The organism is Streptomyces sp. NPDC058663, from assembly GCF_042716745.1.
Taxonomy (GTDB): Bacteria; Actinomycetota; Actinomycetes; order Streptomycetales; family Streptomycetaceae; genus Streptomyces.
Genome location: NZ_JBHXRV010000025.1, coordinates 1 through 18,015, shown reverse-complemented (window position 1 = coordinate 18,015; position 18,015 = coordinate 1). Strand labels below are relative to the sequence as shown.

16 protein-coding genes and 1 pseudogene are annotated in these 18,015 nt (G+C 71.4%); 11 read left to right on the top strand and 6 right to left on the bottom strand.

Annotation, left to right across the window (positions count from 1 at the left end):
• Window positions 1–48: 48 nt before the first annotated feature.
• From ACFWVV_RS19435 to ACFWVV_RS19410, 6 genes are all read left to right on the top strand, one after another.
• On the top strand, window positions 49–1,716 hold the full coding sequence (locus ACFWVV_RS19435; protein WP_384352515.1) for an ABC transporter ATP-binding protein: 1,668 nt from the start codon (window positions 49–51) through the stop codon (window positions 1,714–1,716).
• Complete coding sequence (locus ACFWVV_RS19430; RefSeq protein WP_384352247.1) at window positions 1,713–2,834, top strand: ABC transporter permease; 1,122 nt, start codon at window positions 1,713–1,715, stop codon at window positions 2,832–2,834. Before ACFWVV_RS19435 ends, ACFWVV_RS19430 begins: the two co-directional genes overlap by 4 nt.
• Window positions 2,831–4,123: an ABC transporter permease gene (locus ACFWVV_RS19425; RefSeq protein ID WP_384352244.1), complete on the top strand. Its 1,293-nt coding sequence runs from the start codon at window positions 2,831–2,833 to the stop codon at window positions 4,121–4,123. The genes ACFWVV_RS19430 and ACFWVV_RS19425 overlap by 4 nt, the downstream gene beginning before the upstream one ends.
• Complete coding sequence (locus ACFWVV_RS19420; protein WP_384352242.1) at window positions 4,120–4,533, top strand: cytidine deaminase; 414 nt, start codon at window positions 4,120–4,122, stop codon at window positions 4,531–4,533. The genes ACFWVV_RS19425 and ACFWVV_RS19420 overlap by 4 nt, the downstream gene beginning before the upstream one ends.
• A 115-nt stretch (window positions 4,534–4,648) precedes the next feature.
• On the top strand, window positions 4,649–5,938 hold the full coding sequence (locus ACFWVV_RS19415) for a thymidine phosphorylase (protein ID WP_384352239.1): 1,290 nt from the start codon (window positions 4,649–4,651) through the stop codon (window positions 5,936–5,938).
• Window positions 5,939–6,202: 264 nt separating this feature from the next.
• Complete coding sequence (locus ACFWVV_RS19410) at window positions 6,203–7,705, top strand: hypothetical protein (protein ID WP_384352236.1); 1,503 nt, start codon at window positions 6,203–6,205, stop codon at window positions 7,703–7,705.
• 30 nt (window positions 7,706–7,735) lie between these two features.
• Here ACFWVV_RS19410 and ACFWVV_RS19405 read toward each other — a convergent pair whose 3' ends face one another.
• On the bottom strand, window positions 7,736–8,308 hold the full coding sequence (locus ACFWVV_RS19405; RefSeq protein WP_384352233.1) for a TIGR03086 family metal-binding protein: 573 nt from the start codon (window positions 8,306–8,308) through the stop codon (window positions 7,736–7,738).
• A 73-nt stretch (window positions 8,309–8,381) separates the two neighbouring features.
• Between ACFWVV_RS19405 and ACFWVV_RS19400 the strand changes: the two genes are divergently transcribed.
• Entirely contained in the window at window positions 8,382–9,197 is an 816-nt protein-coding gene (locus ACFWVV_RS19400) for a DUF6597 domain-containing transcriptional factor (protein WP_384352230.1), read from the top strand.
• A 106-nt stretch (window positions 9,198–9,303) separates the two neighbouring features.
• A pseudogene (locus ACFWVV_RS19395) lies at window positions 9,304–9,492 on the top strand (STAS domain-containing protein); the annotation flags it as partial.
• A gap of 33 nt (window positions 9,493–9,525) precedes the next feature.
• Here ACFWVV_RS19395 and ACFWVV_RS19390 read toward each other — a convergent pair.
• From ACFWVV_RS19390 to ACFWVV_RS19380, 3 genes are all read right to left on the bottom strand, one after another.
• Window positions 9,526–10,635 carry a sigma-70 family RNA polymerase sigma factor gene (locus tag ACFWVV_RS19390; RefSeq protein ID WP_384352228.1) on the bottom strand — a complete coding sequence of 370 codons (1,110 nt, stop codon included), beginning with the start codon at window positions 10,633–10,635 and terminating at the stop codon, window positions 9,526–9,528.
• A 221-nt stretch (window positions 10,636–10,856) separates the two neighbouring features.
• Window positions 10,857–11,582 (bottom strand): L,D-transpeptidase family protein, encoded by a 726-nt coding sequence (locus tag ACFWVV_RS19385; RefSeq protein WP_384352225.1) that lies wholly within the window; start codon window positions 11,580–11,582, stop codon window positions 10,857–10,859.
• A 237-nt stretch (window positions 11,583–11,819) separates the two neighbouring features.
• Window positions 11,820–13,166, bottom strand: a complete 1,347-nt coding sequence (locus ACFWVV_RS19380; RefSeq protein ID WP_384352222.1) for an MFS transporter — start codon at window positions 13,164–13,166, stop codon at window positions 11,820–11,822.
• A gap of 62 nt (window positions 13,167–13,228) precedes the next feature.
• Between ACFWVV_RS19380 and ACFWVV_RS19375 the strand changes: the two genes are divergently transcribed.
• Entirely contained in the window at window positions 13,229–14,230 is a 1,002-nt protein-coding gene (locus ACFWVV_RS19375; protein ID WP_384352219.1) for a LysR family transcriptional regulator, read from the top strand.
• Window positions 14,231–14,287: 57 nt separating this feature from the next.
• Here the strand turns inward: ACFWVV_RS19375 and ACFWVV_RS19370 are convergent, their stop codons facing one another.
• Both ACFWVV_RS19370 and ACFWVV_RS19365 read right to left on the bottom strand, forming a co-directional pair.
• Window positions 14,288–15,391 carry a calcium:proton antiporter gene (locus ACFWVV_RS19370; RefSeq protein ID WP_384352216.1) on the bottom strand — a complete coding sequence of 368 codons (1,104 nt, stop codon included), beginning with the start codon at window positions 15,389–15,391 and terminating at the stop codon, window positions 14,288–14,290.
• A 105-nt stretch (window positions 15,392–15,496) separates the two neighbouring features.
• The gene (locus tag ACFWVV_RS19365) at window positions 15,497–16,240 is read right to left on the bottom strand and encodes an alpha/beta hydrolase (protein WP_384352213.1); all 744 of its coding nucleotides are present in this window, start codon (window positions 16,238–16,240) and stop codon (window positions 15,497–15,499) included.
• 103 nt (window positions 16,241–16,343) lie between these two features.
• Here ACFWVV_RS19365 and ACFWVV_RS19360 point away from each other — a divergent pair, with 103 nt between their 5' ends.
• Together ACFWVV_RS19360 and ACFWVV_RS19355 are read left to right on the top strand one after the other, a co-directional pair.
• A complete protein-coding gene (locus tag ACFWVV_RS19360) occupies window positions 16,344–17,483 on the top strand; it encodes an adenosine deaminase (RefSeq protein WP_384352210.1) in 1,140 nt (379 codons plus the stop codon).
• A gap of 168 nt (window positions 17,484–17,651) precedes the next feature.
• Window positions 17,652–18,008: an ATP-binding protein gene (locus ACFWVV_RS19355; RefSeq protein ID WP_384352209.1), complete on the top strand. Its 357-nt coding sequence runs from the start codon at window positions 17,652–17,654 to the stop codon at window positions 18,006–18,008.
• Window positions 18,009–18,015 lie beyond the last annotated feature (7 nt).

Below are 18,015 nucleotides of genomic sequence, written 5' to 3'. Positions count from 1 at the left end.
CGTACACCTCGCCTCAGCTCCTCCGCCTCCTGCCTAGGAGAGTGCGCCATCAAAGCGTCCAGCAGTCCCCCCGCCGCATCCCGAGCCGCAGACGGCAGCCCCGCTGTCGAACTGCACGGCATCACCAAGCGGTTCCCCGGTGTCGTGGCCAACCACGACATCGCCATCACCGTGCGCCGCGGCACCGTGCACGCCCTCGTCGGCGAGAACGGTGCGGGCAAGTCCACTCTGATGAAGATCCTCTACGGGATGCAGAAGCCCGACGAGGGCACCATCGCCATCGACGGCGAGCAGGTGACCTTCAACAGCCCCGGGGACGCCATCGCCCGCGGCATCGGCATGGTGCACCAGCACTTCATGCTCGCCGAGTACCTCACGGTCCTCGAGAACGTCGTGCTCGGCTCGGAGAAGCTGTACGGCATCGGTGACCGGGCCCGCGCCAAGATCCAGGAGATCTCCGACGCGTACGGCCTGGGCGTCCGCCCGGACGCCGTCGTCGAGGACCTCGGCGTCGCGGACCGCCAGCGCATCGAGATCCTCAAGGTCCTCTACCGCGGCGCCCGCACCCTGATCCTGGACGAGCCGACCGCCGTCCTGGTGCCCCAGGAGGTCGACGCACTCTTCGCGAACCTGCGCGAGCTCAAGGCCGAGGGCCTGACCGTCATCTTCATCTCGCACAAGCTGGGCGAGGTCCTCTCCGTCGCCGACGAGATCACCGTCATCCGGCGCGGCACCACCGTCGGCACGGCCGACCCGGCGCACACCACGCCCAAGCAGCTCGCCGAGCTGATGGTCGGCAGCGAGCTCCCCTCCCCGGAGACCCGCGAGTCCACCGTCACCACGGTGCCGATGCTGAGCGTCTCGGACCTGCGCATGAGCGCCACCGACCCGGACGGCGTGGTCCGCTCCGTGCTCGACGACATCGCCTTCACCATCCACAAGGGCGAAGTACTCGGCATCGCCGGCGTCGAGGGCAACGGCCAGGCCGAACTCGTCGAAGCCATCATGGGCATGCGCACCCCGGACTCCGGAGCCGTCACCCTGGACGGCGCCGACATCTCCACCACGCCCACCCGCAAGCGGCGCGAGGACGGCATCGGGTACATCCCCGAGGACCGCCACAAGCACGGCCTCCTCCTGGAGTCCCCGCTGTGGGAGAACCGCATCCTGGGCCACGTCACCGAGAAGCCCAACAGCAGCAAGGGCCTCCTCGACCTCAAGGCCGCCCGCGCCGACACCCAGCGGATCGTCCGCGAGTACGACGTCCGCACCCCCGGCATCGACGTCACCGCGGCCTCCCTGTCCGGCGGCAACCAGCAGAAGCTGATCGTCGGCCGCGAGATGAGCCACGCGCCCAAGCTGCTCATCGCCGCCCACCCCACCCGCGGTGTGGACGTCGGCGCGCAGGCACAGATCTGGGACCAGATCCGCGAGGCCCGCCGTGAGGGCCTGGCCGTGCTGCTGATCTCCGCCGACCTCGACGAACTGATCGGGCTCTCGGACACCCTGCGGGTCATGTACCGCGGCCGCCTGGTCGCCGACGCCGACCCCGCCACCGTCACCCCGGAGGAGCTCGGCTCGGCCATGACCGGCGCCGCCACCGGACACCTGGAAGCCACCGCCGAGGACCTGGCCCAGGCCCAGGCCGAGGCCGCCGCAGGGCGCGCCCAGGACACCCCCGACACGCACCCCCGGACTGGGGGAGAGGACCGATGAAGAAGTTCGACAAGGAGCGGTTGCTCCTGGGACTCGCGGCCCCGCTGCTCGCGATCGTGACCGCGTTCCTGGTCACCGCCGTGGTGCTGCTCGCCACCGGCAAGGAGCCGTTCAGCGCCTTCGGCATCATGTTCGACTACGGCACCAAGTCGGACAGCCAGGTCTACATCCTGAACAAGGCCACCACGTACTACCTGGCAGGTCTCGCGGTCGCCGTCGGCTTCCGCATGAACCTCTTCAACATCGGTGTCGACGGCCAGTACCGGCTCGCGGCGTTCTTCGCCGCCGCCGTCGGCGGCGCGCTGACCCTGCCCGGCTTCCTGCAGATCCCGCTGATCATCCTCACCGCGATGATCGTCGGCGCCATGTGGGCCGGCATCGCCGGTGTCCTCAAGGTCACCCGCGGCGTCTCCGAGGTCGTCTCCACGATCATGCTCAACATGATCGCCACCGCGATCATCGGCTACCTCCTCCAGCAGGGCCGCCTCGGCCACCTGGACAGCGCGGGCACCAAGGTGGCCACCAAGCCGCTGCCGGAGTCCTCGCACTTCTTCTCGTTCCCGACCCAGGCCGACCCCATCTGGGGCTTCATCGTGGTCGCCGCCATCGCCGGTGTCGCGTACTGGTACATCCTGTCGCGCACCCGCTTCGGCTTCGACCTGCGCACCGTCGGCCAGTCCGAGACGGCCGCCGACGCGAGCGGCGTCAACGTCAAGAAGATGGTCGTCACCTCGATGGTGATCTCCGGTCTCGTCGCGGGCCTGGTCGGCATGCCGACCCTGCTCAACGACTCCTACGAGTACGGCGGCGACTTCCCCACCGGCATCGGCTTCACCGGCATCGCCATCGCCCTCCTCGGCCGCAACCACCCCGTCGGCATCGCCCTCGGCGCCCTCCTCTGGGGCTTCCTGGAGCGCGGCAGCGGAAAGCTGGAGTTCGAGGGCTACGACAAGGAGATCGTCGGCGTCATCCAGGGCGTCATCGTCCTGTCCGTCGTCATCGCGTACGAAGTCGTCCGCCGCTACGGCCTCAAGCGCCAGCAGCGGCAGGTCGGCGAGAAGCTCGCCGACCAGGCGCGCCACGGCAATAACACAGAGAAGCAGGAGGTGTCGGCGTGAGTACGGCGACTTCCACCCCGGCGCCGCAGAAGCAGCCCGGAAAGCAAGGGCTCGGCAAGGCGGTCACCTCCCGCCTCTCGCTCCCCGTCGTCCTCCTGATCGTCGCGGCCGGGCTGCTCGCCCTCTCCGCGGTGCGCGCCATCACCGGCGCCCAGGACATCACCGCCGCCGGCCAGATCGGCGCCGCGCTCTCCATGGCCGTCCCGATCGGCCTCGCCGGTCTCGGCGGACTGTGGGCCGAGCGCGCGGGCGTCGTCAACATCGGCCTCGAAGGCATGATGATCCTCGGCACCTTCTTCGGTGCCTGGGCGGGCTGGCAGACCAACCCGTGGATCGGCGTGCTCGCCGGTGTCGTCGGCGGCATGTTCGGCGGTCTGCTGCACGCGGTGGCCACCGTCACCTTCGGCGTCGACCACATCATCTCCGGCATCGCGATCAACATCCTGGCGCTCGGCGTCACCACGTACTTCGCCAAGCTCTGGTTCAACAGCGGCGAGGCGGCGGCCAAGGGCGGCAGCCCCAAGCAGTCCCCGCCGGTCGACGACATCAGCACGGTCACCCTGCCCGGCGTCTCCGACTGGCTCTCCTCGATCGAGAAGCACCACTGGTTCTTCGTCTCGGACGTCGCGGGCGTCCTCGGCGGCCTGGTCAGCAACGTCTCGCTTCTGACGATCGTCGCCGTGCTGCTCTTCGTGCTCACCTTCTGGGTGCTGTGGAAGACCTCGTTCGGTCTGCGCCTGCGCTCCTGCGGCGAGAACCCGATCGCCGCCGAATCGCTCGGCGTCAACGTCTACAAGTACAAGTACATCGCCGTCATCGTCTCCGGCGGCATGGCCGGACTCGGCGGTGCCTTCCTCTCCCTGGTCACCTCGCATATCTACAACGAGGGCCAGACCGGCGGCCGCGGCTACATCGGCCTGGCAGCGATGATCTTCGGCAACTGGCGTCCCGGCGGCCTCGCCATGGGCGCGGGCCTCTTCGGCTTCGCCGACGCCCTCCAGCTGCGCAACGGCGGCTCCTCCGTCCACGCGCTGCTGCTGCTCCTGGTGGTGCTGCTGGCCGGCCTCGCCCTGTGGAAGGCGTACAAGAAGGCGTACATCGCCGCCGCCATCTCCGCCGTCGTCGCGGCGGGCGTGCTGGTCTGGTACCTCGGTACGGACACCGTGCCCAACGAGTTCGTGAGCGCCACCCCGTACGTGGTGACCCTCCTCGTCCTCTCGCTCTCCGCGCAGCGCCTGCGGATGCCCAAGGCCGACGGCATGCGCTACCGCAAGGGGCAGGGCAAGTGACCGCCCCCGCCGCCGCCGTCGACTGGGAGCAACTGCGCGACGCCGCACGGGACGCGATGTCCCGGGCGTACGTGCCGTACTCGAAGTTCCCGGTCGGCGCGGCGGCACTGGCGGACGACGGCAGCGGCACCGTCCGCACGGTCGTCGGCTGCAACGTGGAGAACGCCTCCTACGGCCTCTCGCTGTGCGCCGAGTGCGGTCTCGTCTCCGCGCTCCAGGCATCGGGCGGCGGCCGGCTGACGCACTTCACCTGCGTCGACGGCCGGGGTGAGAACCTGATGCCGTGCGGCCGCTGCCGGCAGCTGCTGTACGAGTTCGGCGGCCCCGAGCTGCTCCTGGAGACCTCGGCGGGGGTACGCACCCTCGGCGAGATGCTCCCCGACGCCTTTGGCCCGCAGCATCTGACGTAGTACCTTCGCGGCCCTGTCACGTGTGTGGCGGGGCCGCGGCCCGTTTGGAAAGCAACGCGCGTAGATGCGTTACGCAGAGGTACGCATCCGTACGACCGGAAGGAAACCCGACCCCATGGACGTCATCTCCGTCATCCGCACCAAGCGCGACCGCGGCGAGCTGAGCCCCGAGCAGATCGACTGGGTCATCGACGCGTACACGCGCGGTGCGGTCGCCGACGAGCAGATGTCGGCGCTGGCCATGGCGATCCTGCTGAACGGCATGAACCGGACCGAGATCGCCCGCTGGACCGCCGCCATGATCGCCTCCGGCGAGCGGATGAACTTCGACCAGCTCTCCCGTCCCACCGCCGACAAGCACTCCACCGGCGGCGTCGGCGACAAGATCACGCTGCCGCTCGCCCCGCTGGTCGCGGCCTGCGGCGCGGCCGTGCCGCAGCTCTCAGGACGGGGACTGGGCCACACCGGCGGCACGCTCGACAAGCTGGAGTCCATCCCGGGCTGGCGCGCGCTGCTCTCCAACGCCGAGATGCTGGACGTGCTGGAGTCGACCGGCGCCGTGATCTGCGCCGCCGGCGACGGGCTCGCCCCCGCCGACAAGAAGCTCTACGCGCTGCGCGACGTGACCGGCACCGTCGAGGCGATCCCGCTGATCGCCTCCTCGATCATGTCGAAGAAGATCGCCGAGGGCACCGGATCGCTGGTCCTGGACGTCAAGGTCGGCTCCGGCGCCTTCATGAAGAACATCGAGGACGCGCGCGAGCTGGCCTCCACGATGGTCGGCCTGGGCACCGACCACGGCGTCAAGACCGTCGCGCTGCTGACCGACATGGCGACCCCGCTCGGCCTGACCGCCGGCAACGCCCTGGAGGTACGGGAGTCCGTCGAGGTACTGGCCGGCGGCGGGCCCGCGGACGTCGTCGAGCTGACCCTCGCACTGGCCCGCGAGATGCTGGACGCGGCGGGCCTGCCGGACGCCGACCCGGAGAAGGCGCTCCGTGACGGCTCCGCGATGGACGTGTGGCGGCGCATGATCCAGGCCCAGGGCGGCGACCCGGACGCGGCTCTTCCGGTGGCCCGTGAGCGGCATGTGATCAACGCCTCGTCCACCGGTGTGCTGACCGAACTGGACGCGTACGCCGTGGGCGTCGCGGCCTGGCGGCTCGGCGCGGGCCGGGCCCGCAAGGAGGACGTGGTGCAGGCGGGTGCGGGCATCGAACTGCACGCCAAGCCCGGTGACCGCGTCGTGGCGGGCCAGCCGCTGATGACGCTGCACACCGACACTCCGGAGAAGTTCGCGTACGCCATCGAGGCGCTGGACGGCGGTGTCCTGACCGCCGACGAGGGCAGCGAGAGCGCCCGCGACTTCGTCCCGGCGCCGATCGTGCTGGACCGGATCGCCTGAGCCGGGGCACTCTGGGAGTGCCCGACTCTGTGACGCACGGGACCGGCGGGGTGCGAACCCCGCCGGTCCCGTGCGTGTGCGGGGGCAGACGGAGGTGCAGAAAGGATTCGCCTGACGGGTGGAACGGTTCGCCACGTTTCTGCCGTCTTCCGTACGCGGTGCGGTTCGCGTACGCATGTACGACGGGTGACTCTTCGGTACGCCCGTACCGTTCGCACGTCCGCACCACCGCACGCCCCTCGAATCGCCCAGGAGAGCCGCACCATGACCGTCGTGCCACCGCCGCAGCGGACCGGCCAGCAGCAGCCGGGCACCGGCCGCGGGGCCGCCGCTCCCGACGCGCGGGGCACCGGCGCGGTCAGGTGGCCGCGCCGCCTTCCGCGGCCGGTCCGGCTGCCGCTGCACGGCGCGGACCGCGACGTGCTGTGGCTCTACCTGCTCACCCGGGTCGGCCTGTGGGGCACCTCGTACAGCGTCGCCTGGGTCTTCCCCGCCGACGGCGAGGCGAAGAACGCCCCGTCCGCGCTGTCCCGCTGGGCGCAGTGGGACTGGACGCACTTCCTGCACATCGCGCAGGAGGGATACTTCCCGCCCGGCTCGGGTCCCGGAACGGAGGGCTGGGACAACCGGGAGGCCTTCTTCCCCGGCTTCCCGCTGGTGCTGCGCGCCGTGCACGTCGTCGTCCCCGACTGGACCCTGGCGGGGCTGCTGATCTCCTTCGTGGCGGGAGCGGTGGCGGTCCTCGCCCTGGCCCGAATAGCCAGGCTGCACCTGCCCGGGGAGAGCACGGTCCCGGGCACGGTGCGGCGCCCCGGAAGGGAAAGCGGTACCCCGGGCCGGGGTACCGGCGGCGGAGCCCGGGTGTCCGGCCAGCGGTACGAGGGCGGGAGCATCGCCCTCGAAGCGGTACGGCGCGCGGTGCGGGGGAGCGGTGCGGGCGACGGGTCGTCGCAGGGCAGCGGTGCGGCTGATGCGGCTGATGCGGGAGTGGCGCCCTCGGCGGAGGCCGCGGCACCGCAGGCCGGCCACCGTGCCGTGCTGTTCCTGCTGCTCTCGCCCTGTGCGGTGTTCCTCGCCGCCGGATACACCGAAACGCTCTTCCTCGCCCTCGCTCTGCCCGCCTGGCTGGCCGCGCAGCGCCACCAGTGGGCGGCGGCCGGCATCCTCACGGCGCTCGCCACCACGGTCCGCATCAGCGGGCTCTTCGTGGCCGCCGCGATCGGCGTGCACTTCCTGATCACCGCGTGGCGGGCCCGCTCGGCCAGGGCCTGGCGGCCGCTCGGCTGGACCCTGGTGCCGGCCCTCCCCGCGCTGGCCTACAGCGCGTACCTGCACAGCCGCACCGGCGACTGGATGGCCTGGAAACACGCGCAGGAGCGCGGCTGGTACCGGGAGTTCCACGCCCCGTGGGAAGCCTGGCGGACGACCTGGCAGGCGGCCTTCGACGGCGCGTACAGCACGGGCTACGCGTACATGTGGCAGGCGGAGCTGGCCGCCATGGTGGTGGGGCTGGTCCTGCTGGGGGTGCTGGTGTGGCTGCGGCGCTGGCCCGAGGCGGTCTACATCGCTCTGAGCCTCTGGGCGCTGGGCACCTCGTACTGGTTCACCTCGGTGCCGAGGGCGACCCTGCTGTGGTGGCCGCTGTGGACCCTGCTCGCGGCCTGGAGCCTGCGCCGTCCCCGGATCCGGACGGCCTATCTGGCGGTGGTGGCCCCGCTGATGGTGCTCTTCGCCGTCTCCTACCTGTCCGGCCGCTGGACGGGCTGAGACCCGCCCGCCCGGCGGATTCCGGACGTCCTACGGCTTCCAGGACGGGTCGCGTCCCGTCGTCGCCAGCACCACATCGAAGTCGGACGCACCCTCGGGCACCTCGACCGGGGCGCCGTACACCCCCGCCTTCCGGGCGCCCGGAGCGATCGCGGCGACCGCCGGGGCCAGATCGGCGACGACCGCCGGGTCCGGGGTGTAAGGGCGGCCGGTGGCCCTCGCCAGGTCCCAGGCGTGCAGGGTGAGGTCACCGAGGACCATCCCGCCGACCGTGCGCGCCGGGAAACCCATCTGGCCCGAGGTCCCCTCCTCGGCACCGGGCGCCGCCCAGGCCTCGACCAGTCGGCGGACCTCGGCCGCGAACCGCTCCCGCCAGTCGGGTCCCTGGCCGATGTGGTCGACGGTGCGGGAGAAGTCCGCGTCCTGCTTGGCCGCGAGGGCCTGGAACTGGACCACCACGTGGAAGAGGTGGTTCACCAGCGCGCGTACGTCGTACTCGGCACAGGGCGTGCGGTCGCCGAGCTGTCCGTCGCCGATGCCGTCGAGCACGGCGACGGCGCGGTCGCCGGACGCTTCGAGGAGTTCGCTGATCTTCTGGGTCATGGGCCGACGGTAGTCAGTCACAGGGGTGGTCATCTTGTAAAAACGCGCCAGTGCGGGCTTCTAGGATTCGTCCATGGCAGCGCCCCGCAGGGACACCAGAGGCATCGTCGACGCGTCGGGACTCATGGCCCGGGTGAGGTTCCGCCGCCACGAGCCGGCCGCGCCGCAGCTCCGCCCGTTCCTGGAGCACTACTGGTTCATCGACTGGGACCTCACCGAGCCGTACGTCTCCCATGTGGTGCCGCATCCTTCGGTCAACCTCGTGTTCCAGCGCCGGGGGGAGGAGCCCGCCTCCGGCGAGGTCGCCGGGATCTGCCGGGGCCTGTTCACGACGAAGCTGGAGGGTGTGGGCCGGGTCTGCGGCGTGCAGTTCAGGCCGGGCGGCTTCGGGCCCTTCCGGCCGGGCCGCCCGGTGTCGGACTGGACCGGCCGCCGGCTCCCCCTGACCGGCGTCTTCCCCTCCCTCGGGGACCCCGCGCCCTCGGGCAGCGTCCTCGATCCGTCCGACGACCGGGCGCGGGTGGCGGCACTGGACGCCTTCCTGCTGTCCCTGGGCCCGGTGCCCGACCCCGGGGCCGAGCTCGCCATGGCACTCGTCGAGCGCATCCGCCGCGACCGGACCGTCCGCCGGGCCGGCGACCTCGCCCGTAGCGCGGGCCTGTCGCCGCGCACCCTGCAACGCCTCTTCGCCCGTCAGGTGGGCGTCGGCCCCAAGTGGGTGATCCTGCGCTACCGCATCCACGAGGCACTCGAACACGCCGAGTCCGAGGCCGCCGTGGACTGGGCCGGGCTCGCCGCCGACCTCGGGTACACCGATCAGGCGCACTTGGTACGGGACTTCACGGCGACGGTCGGAGTGCCACCGACCGCCTGCACACCCGGCCGCTGACACCAGGAATCAGGCCACACCGGCCAGCCGTTCGCACGCCCACCGATGAGTTCCGGCCGGAGCACCGGTCCTAATTGCCGTGGAACACTCTGCGACGCACCACCCCATGGCGATCGTCGGCCCCGTGACCAGGGCCGACGTACCGCACCTGTGCGAGCGGCTGCACGCACTCGTCCTGGCCACGGGCGCGACGGAACTCACCTGTGACGTCTCCGCGCTCACCGACCCCGGGCTGCCCGCCGTCGAAGCGCTGGCCCGGATGCGGGTGACCGCCCGCAGGCTGGGGTGCAAGCTCCTGCTCGGGCACCCCAGCCGCGAACTGACCGACCTACTGGACCTGGTCGGCCTGTCCTTCACCACCACCCGCAGCAGCGGCGGCGGCAGCGGCGGCGGCTTCGAATCCGGAGATCCCCCCGGGAACGGCGAGCGGCCCGGGAGTCCCGTCGGCCTCGATCCTGGCCGGCAGGTCGAACAGCGGGAACCACCGCTTGGTGTCGAGGAACGTGTTGATGTGGGAGACCCGGCCGTCTGAGATCTCGACGACCTGGAGTGCCCACGGCTCGAAGTGACCCGCGGGGGTCGGGTGGTACTGGGCGAAGGCAGGCGTCCCGTTGGCCACCGTGGCCAGCATCCGGGAGCCGTTGCACGCGGCACCATGGGTGAGCATGAAGCCGGTGATGTCCGCGGCGCCGACCAGCCACAGGTCGAACGGGGGCATGGAGAGCACGGCGTCCTCGTGGAGCAGGGCCGTCAGCGTCTTCATGTCGTAGCCCTCGAAGGCGGCCACGTACCGCTCCAGCAGCTTCCGCTGCTCCTCGTCCATCGGCTTGGCGGTGTCGGAGTCGGCCGTCTTCGACTCGGCCAGCGTCGCCCGCGCCCGCTGGAGTGCCGAGTTCACCGAGGCGACGCTCGTCTCCAGGAGCTCCGCGACCTCGCTCGCCTTCCACGCCAGCACCTCGCGCAGGATCAGCACCGCCCGCTGCTTCGGCGGCAGGTGCTGGAGCGCGGCCACGAAGGCCAGTCGTACGGACTCGCGCGCGACGGCGGTCTCCGCCGGGTCCGCGACCGGGCTGAGCACGCGACCGTCCGGCACCGGCTCCAGCCAGACCGCCTCCGGGTGCGGATTCAGCTGGGCCTGGGCGAGCGGCTTCGGATCGGTGAAGTCCATCGGCCTGGCCCGCTTCTTGCTGCTGCCCAGCATGTCCAGGCACACGTTGGTCGCGATCCGGTACAGCCAGGACCGCAGCGAGGAACGCCCCTCGAACCGGTCCTGACTGCGCCACGCGCGCACCATCGTGTCCTGCACGGCATCCTCCGCCTCGAAGGCGGAGCCGAGCATCCGGTAACAGAAACCCGTCAACTCGGTCCGGTAGTCCTCCAGTTGCGCATCCACACCTGGCGTCGCGACATCACTCACAGGGTCCACCCCACCGCTCATCCACCCACTGCTCCTGTGCTGTGGAACTTTACGGGAGGGGTCTGACAGTGGGGGCCGCAATGCGCAGAACGGCCCGGCCGGGGTGCGCCGCCGGACCCCGGCCAGGCCGCGAACCCTTCGCGCAGGTCCCGAACCCTTCGCGCAGGTCCTGAACCCCTCACGCAGGTCCTGAACCCCTGGCTCAGGTCCCGGACCCCTCGCTCAGGTCCCGGACCCCTCGCTCAGGTACCGGCCTTGCGTCCGTACACGAAGACACTGCTGCCCTTCTTGAGCAGCCCCCAGTAGCTCTTCGCGTCCGCGGTCCGCATGTTCACGCAACCGCGCGAGCCCGGCGGGTTCCACATGGAGACGCCCGCCGAGTGGAAGGCGATGCCCCCGTCGAAGAACTGCGCGTACGGCATCCGCACGTGGTAGAGCGTCGAGTAGTGGTTGATGTTGCGGTGGTAGACCTTCTTCAGGCCGGTCCGGGTCTCGTTCCCGTCGCGCCCCGAACGGATCGGCACCGGGCCGTACTTGAGCTTGTTGCCGTCCTGGATCCAGCTCAGCTGCCGGGTCAGGTCCACACAGGCGATGCGGCCCCTGTTGGTCGGGCACGCGCCGGCCGCGTTGGGGTTCTTGCCGGCCGCCTTCTGCTTGTTCATCGTGTCCATCGTCCGCCAGGTCACCGCGCCCGCGTAGCCGATGGTCGGGGTGATGCCGTGCTGGGACTGGAAGCCGCGGATGGCCCGGCAGTCGGCCGCCGACTGCCTCCCGTCCACCTTCAGCTTCAGGAACTTCTCGACCTGCTTCTGGTACGGGCCCGTGCTGGTCGAGCACGAGGCCGCCTGCGCGGGAGCGGCCATTCCCACGGTCAGCGCCGCCGGGACCACCAGAGCGGTGACCCCCAGGGCTATTCCGGTACGCGTACGGGTGCGGAGCGCGATGCGCACTCTCTTCGAGTCCCCCATGGACCTTCCCTTTCCCCTGCCGTGCGCACCGCCGGAAGTGCCGTGCCGCACGTGTGTGAACGGGTAGACGAGCGGGGGAACAATCCGGTTGTACCTACGGGAGAGGCGAAGTGTCACGACTTCGTGACAGCGGGTACGGGGCCGGGGACGCGAGGCGGTACGGGGCCCGCGCCGCGCGTCGGACCGGGACCGGGCGGCGCGGTACGGGGCCGGGGCCGCGCGGCGGCGGAAGGTGGCTCAGGAGCGCGCGACCAGCAGCGAGGCGCGCCGCTCCACCCGCGCGCAGCGCGTCCCGTACAGGGTGATCGCGGCGACGCCGACGACGGCCAGCAGTCCGAGGGCCACCGTGGCTCCCCAGCCGCCCGCGTGGAACGCGGTCGCGCCGAGCGTGCCGCCGACGCTGGAGCCCAGGTAGTACGCCGACTGGTACAGCGCGGACGCCTGCGCCCGGCCGGTCTTCGCGGTGTGGCTGACCGACGACGAGGCGACGGCGTGCCCGGCGAAGAAGCCCGCGGTGATGAGCACCAGACCGGACAGCACCCCCGCGAGCGAGTCCGACAGGGACAGCAGCAGCCCGAGCGTGGTGGTCGTAACCGCCAGGTACAGCGCCCCGCGCCGACCGGTACGCGCCACCAGCTTGCCCGCCGCGGCCGACGACACGGTGCCCACCAGGTACACCAGGAAGATCGAGCCGACGATGCCCTGCGGCAGGCTGAACGGCGCCTCGACGAGCCGGTAGCCGATCACCGTGTAGACCGCGCCGAAGACGGTCATGAAGAGCGCACCGATCGCGTACAGCCTGCGCAGCAGCGGGTCGGACAGGTGCGTGCCCACGGTCTTGGCCAGGGCCTTCGGGTTCAGGGTCCCGGGGCGGAAGTTGCGGGCCTTCGGCAGCAGCAGCCGGAAGACCACCGCGCACACGAGCGCCATCAGCGCCACGGCCGCGAGCGCCGCCCGCCAGTCCCACAGCTGGGCGACCCAGCCGGTGACGATCCGTCCGCTCATGCCGCCGATCGAGTTGCCCGCCACGAACAGTCCGATCGCCGCGACCAGCGCCTTCGGCCGTACTTCCTCCGCCAGGAACGCCATCGCCGAGGCCGGAAGACCGGCCAGCGCCGCACCCTGCACCGCGCGCAGCGCGATCAGCCAGCCCACGTCCGGTGCGAGCGGGATCAGCGCGGAGACGCCGACCGCCACCCCCAGGGAGTACGTCATCAGCGTCCGCCGCCCGAACCGCTCGGACAGCGCACTGAGCGGCAGTACGAACAGGGCGAGCGCGCCCGTCGCCGCCGAAACCGTCCAACTCGCCTGCGCCGCACTCACGTTGAGGTCGGCGGAGATCGCGGGCAGCAGCGCCTGCGTGGAGTAGAGCAGGGCGAACGCCGCCATGCCGGCCGCGAAGAGCGCGAGGCTCATCCGCCGGAAGGCCGGGGAGGAGGGGCTCAGCCGGGTGTCGGCAGGCACACCGGCTCCGTCGGCAGCGGAAGCGCCACCGGAGTCGGGGGCGACAGAGGAATCGAAGGAATCAGAAGGCTCGGCGCCCACAACTACAGGTATGGACGCCGTGGTACTGGCGGAAGGCATGACTGAAACCTAGACCTGGCCTTCTCATGCGTCCAATGCACAGACCGGCGATAATCCATCCCATGGCGCATAAGCAGAGCTCACAGGGTCGGCTGTCACCCAGTAGTTACGAAGAAGACATCCAGCAGGTGCTTGCGCCCCGGCTCGCCCAGTTCGCCGCGGTCGCCCGGCACGAGCACGTGACCCGGGCCGCGCACGAGCTCGGCGTGCCGCAGTCCACGCTCTCCCGTGCCATGGTCCGCCTCGAAGACGACCTGGATGTCGCGCTGTTCGCGCGCAAGGGCCGCACGGTCTCCCTCACCCCGGCGGGCCGCACCTTCCTGAGCGCCGTCGAACGGGCGCTGGCCGAGGTCGAGAAGGCGGCGGACGCGGTACGCGCCGACGCGGACGCCACCACGGGAAAGGTCGCCTTCGGCTTCCTGCACACCATGGGTTCGGAGACCGTGCCCGCCCTGATCCGCGCCTTCCGTGCCGACCACCCGCACATCCGGTTCCAGCTCGTCCAGAACTACGGCGAGGCCATGCTGGAGCGGCTGCGCGCCGGGGACCTCGACCTCTGCCTCACCTCGCCCGTCCCCGAGGCGCCCGACCTGGTCTCGCGCCGCCTCGACGAACAGCGGCTGCGTCTGGTGGTGCCCGACGACCACCGGCTGGCCGGCCGCAAGCGGATCCGGCTCGCCGAGGCCGCCGAGGAAACCTTCGTCACCCTGGAGCCCGGCTACGGCCTGCGCCGCATCACCGACGACCTGTGCACCCAGGCGGGGTTCAAGCCGAAGGTCGCCTTCGAGGGGGAGGAGGCGGAGACCCTGCGCGGCCTGGTGGCCGCCGGCCTCGGGGTGGCCCTGCTGCCGCCACCGGCGGTGGCGCGCCCCGGCGTCGTGGAGCTGACCGTGACCGCGCCGCGCGCCGCCCGCGAGATCGGGGTGGCCTGGCTGGACGGCCACCCGGACACACCGCCGGTCGCGGCCTTCAAGCGCTTCCTGCTCGCCCGCCGAGGTCACATCCTGCCGCGCACGGCCCTGGTGGAGGTGCCGGGCCAGGACACCGGCGCCGCCACGGACTGAAGGGCGGCGGGCCTGTGTCCGTCCGCTACGGACTGACCGGACAGTGCCGCGGCCCCGCTACGGACTGACCGCCAGCACCAGGTACGCCGCGAACAGCGACAGGTGCACGCCACCTTGCAGCGGAGTCGCCCGCCCCGGCACGAAGGTCAGGGTGCCCACCGCGACCGTCAGCGCCAGCAGCACCATGTGGGTCGCCCCGAGCCCCAGCAGCAGCGGCCCCTCCATCCAGATGGACGCCAGCGCGACGGCCGGAATGGTCAGGCCGATGCTCGCCATGGCCGATCCCAGCCCCAGGTTCAGGCTGGTCTGCACGCGGTCCCGCTTGGCCGCCCGTACGGCCGCGATGCTCTCCGGCAGCAGCACCAGGAGCGCGATCACCACACCGACGACGGACGCGGGCAGCCCCGCGGCGTCCACCCCGGCCTCGATGGTCGGCGACACCCCCTTGGCCAGCCCGACGACCGCCACCAGGGACACCGCGAGCAGTCCGAGACTGATCAGCGCGACCTTGGCCGGCGGCGGATCGGCGTGCTCGTCCTCATCGATGACCTTGCCCTCCTGGGTCACGGGGAGGAAGTAGTCGCGGTGCCTGACGGTCTGCGTGACGACGAACATCCCGTACAGGAACACGGCGGCCACGGCCGCGAAGATCAGCTGCGTCGGCGTGAACTCGGCCTCCGGCGTGCTGGTGGTGAACGTCGGCAGCGCGAGGCTGAGACCTGCCAGGGTGGCGATGGCCCCGAAGGCGGCCACCGACCCCTCCGGGTTGAACACGGCGACCCGCCGTTTGAGCGAACCGACCAGCAGCGAGATGCCCACGATTCCATTGGTCGTGATCATCACGGCGGCGAAGACGGTGTCCCTGGCCAGCGACGCGCTCTTCTCGCCGCCGTCGGCCATCAGGGTGACGATGAGCGCGACCTCGATGATCGTCACCGCCACGGCCAGTACGAGCGACCCGAACGGTTCGCCGACTCTGTGCGCGACCACTTCCGCGTGGTGCACGGCGGCCAGCACGGCACCGCCGAGGAAGCACGCGAGCAGGGTCACCACCACCCCGGGCATGTCCCGCCCCCACGTGAAGCCGAGGAGTACGAGGGCCAGTACGGGCACGAAGGAGGCCCAGTGGGTGGGCTTGATGCGGTCCACGCTGGTGCTCATGGTGTCGAGGGTGTCAGAGGGGTGCGGGCCGCGCGCGAGCGGGGTGGGCAATTGTCCGCTGGTGGAGCATTTGCCCACCAGGGCGTCCGGGAGGGGGAGGGCGGGCTACCGCTGCCCGAACCCCGCCGCCAGCGGCATCCGCAGCCCCAGCGGAGGCGGCGCCGCCAGCGCGTCCTGAAGTGGCCGCGCGAACGGCCGGCCGAAGAGCGAGCCCAGCACGAAGTCCACGGCGAGCGCCCGCACCTCCGCCCGGTGCTGCCGCATCCCGTGTCCGTCCGAGTGCACCTCGAACCGGCAGGTGTCCCGGTTCGCCTTCTTCGCCCGCTCCGCCAGCCGGAACGACAGCTCCGGATCGGCCCGCCCGTCGTCGGTGCCGTGCGCGATCAGCACCTGCCGCCCCACCAGCTGCCGTACGGGTTCCGCCGCCCCCGCCGGGTCCCCGGGCAGCCACGGCGCCAGTGCCACCACCGCGCCGACCGCCTCGTGCCCGGCCGCCCGCAGTGCCGCCCGGCCGCCCATGTCGAGCCCCGCCAGGCACACCGGCACGTCGCCGTACCGCCGCACCGCCTCGTCGACGGCCCACCGGGCATCCGCCGCGAGCCGGGCGGCGTCGCCGTTCCAGCCGCGCCCCCGGTAGCGCACCACGTGCACCGCCAGGCCCTCGCCCGCACCCGCCGCCGCGAGCTCGCGGGCCAGCGGTCTGGCGGCGGCGTACGCCCAGGGAGAGGGGCCCCGCGAGGACTCGGGCTCACCGCCCGGCAGGACGAGCACCACCCCGTTCACCGCACCGGCGGCCCGGGCTGCCCGTCCCAGCCGGGCGGTCGGCCCCGGCTCGACATGCTGTGTCATGGCAGAACATTCTCAGAAGTCCAGGAGGACTCCACCCGTCCGCACGGTCACTGTTACGTATCGACCGGGCGCGATCTACGCGCGTAGGGGCTAGAGTGCCCAGATGACGAGCCAGACCACGCGCCAGACCGCGAATCAGAACCTCAACACGCCTACCGCGGACCAGATTCGCCGCGCACCGAAGGTGCTGCTGCACGACCACCTCGACGGCGGCCTGCGCCCCGGCACGATCGTCGAGCTCGCCCGCGAGAACGGTTACGGCAACCTCCCCGAGACCGACGCCGACAAGCTCGGCATCTGGTTCCGCGAGGCCGCCGACTCCGGCTCGCTGGAGCGCTACCTGGAGACCTTCGCGCACACCTGTGCCGTCATGCAGACCCGCGAGGCGCTGTTCCGGGTGGCCGCCGAGTGCGCCGAGGACCTCGCCGAGGACGGCGTCGTCTACGCCGAGATCCGGTACGCCCCCGAGCAGCACCTGGAGCAGGGCCTCACGCTCGAAGAGGTCGTCGAGGCCGTCAACGAGGGCTTCCGCGAGGGCGAGAAGCGCGCCAGGGAGAACGGCCACCGGATCCGCGTCGGCGCCCTCCTCACCGCGATGCGGCACGCCGCCCGCGCCCTGGAGATCGCCGAGCTGGCCAACCGCTACCGCGACGCGGGCGTCGTCGGGTTCGACATCGCGGGCGCCGAGGCGGGCTTCCCTCCCACCCGCCACCTGGACGCCTTCGAGTACCTCAAGCGCGAGAACAACCACTTCACCATCCACGCCGGTGAGGCCTTCGGACTGCCTTCCATCTGGCAGGCCCTCCAGTGGTGCGGCGCCGACCGCCTCGGCCACGGCGTGCGCATCATCGACGACATCGAGGTCGCCGAGGACGGCAGTGTGCAGCTGGGCCGGCTGGCCGCGTACGTCCGTGACAAGCGCATCCCGCTGGAGATGTGCCCCACCTCCAACTTGCAGACGGGGGCGGCCACTTCGTACGCCGAGCACCCCTTCGGCCTGCTGCGCAAGCTCCAGTTCCGGGTCACCGTGAACACCGACAACCGGCTGATGTCCGGCACCAGCATGAGCCGCGAGTTCGAACACCTGATCGGCGCTTTCGGCTACACGCTCGACGACATGCTGTGGACCACGGTCAATGCGATGAAGAGCGCTTTCATTCCTTTTGATGAACGACTCGCCATGATCAGCGAGGTCATCAAGCCCGGCTACGCCGAGCTGAAGTCGGAGTGGCTCTTCCAGTAAAACCGCCCTGACCAGCGGATTCACCGTGCGGGAGACACTCTCTCTCCTGCACGGCACAGGCGGCCGGGAAGATCAAGTCCCGGCCGCCGGGTGGTGTTTGCGGGGCTTGCGGCGCTCTGACTAGCTTGCAGAGCCGCTCACATCCCCAGCCCTGAGGACGTTGTTTTCATGAAGCAGTCTGCTGCCAAGACCCTCGGTGTCGCCGCCCTCGGTGCGGCCTTCGCCGCCACCGCCGCCGGTTCCGCGAGCGCCGCTCCCGCCCTGCCGGACGCGGCCGGCGCGCTCGGCTCCGTCACCTCGGTCCTCCCGGTCGGCCAGGTCGCGTCCGTGCTGCCCGCCGGCAGCCCCGAGGCCCTGGCGGCCGGCCAGGCGGCGCTCGGCCAGATCACCACGACCGCCCCCGCAGCCCTCTCGCAGGCCACCGACAAGGCCGACCCGGTCGGCGGTCTCCTCGGCGGCCTGCCCACCAAGGGCCTGCCCGCCGGCGGACTGCCCACCGGCGCGCTCCCCGGCCTCGGCGGCTGACCGAGCG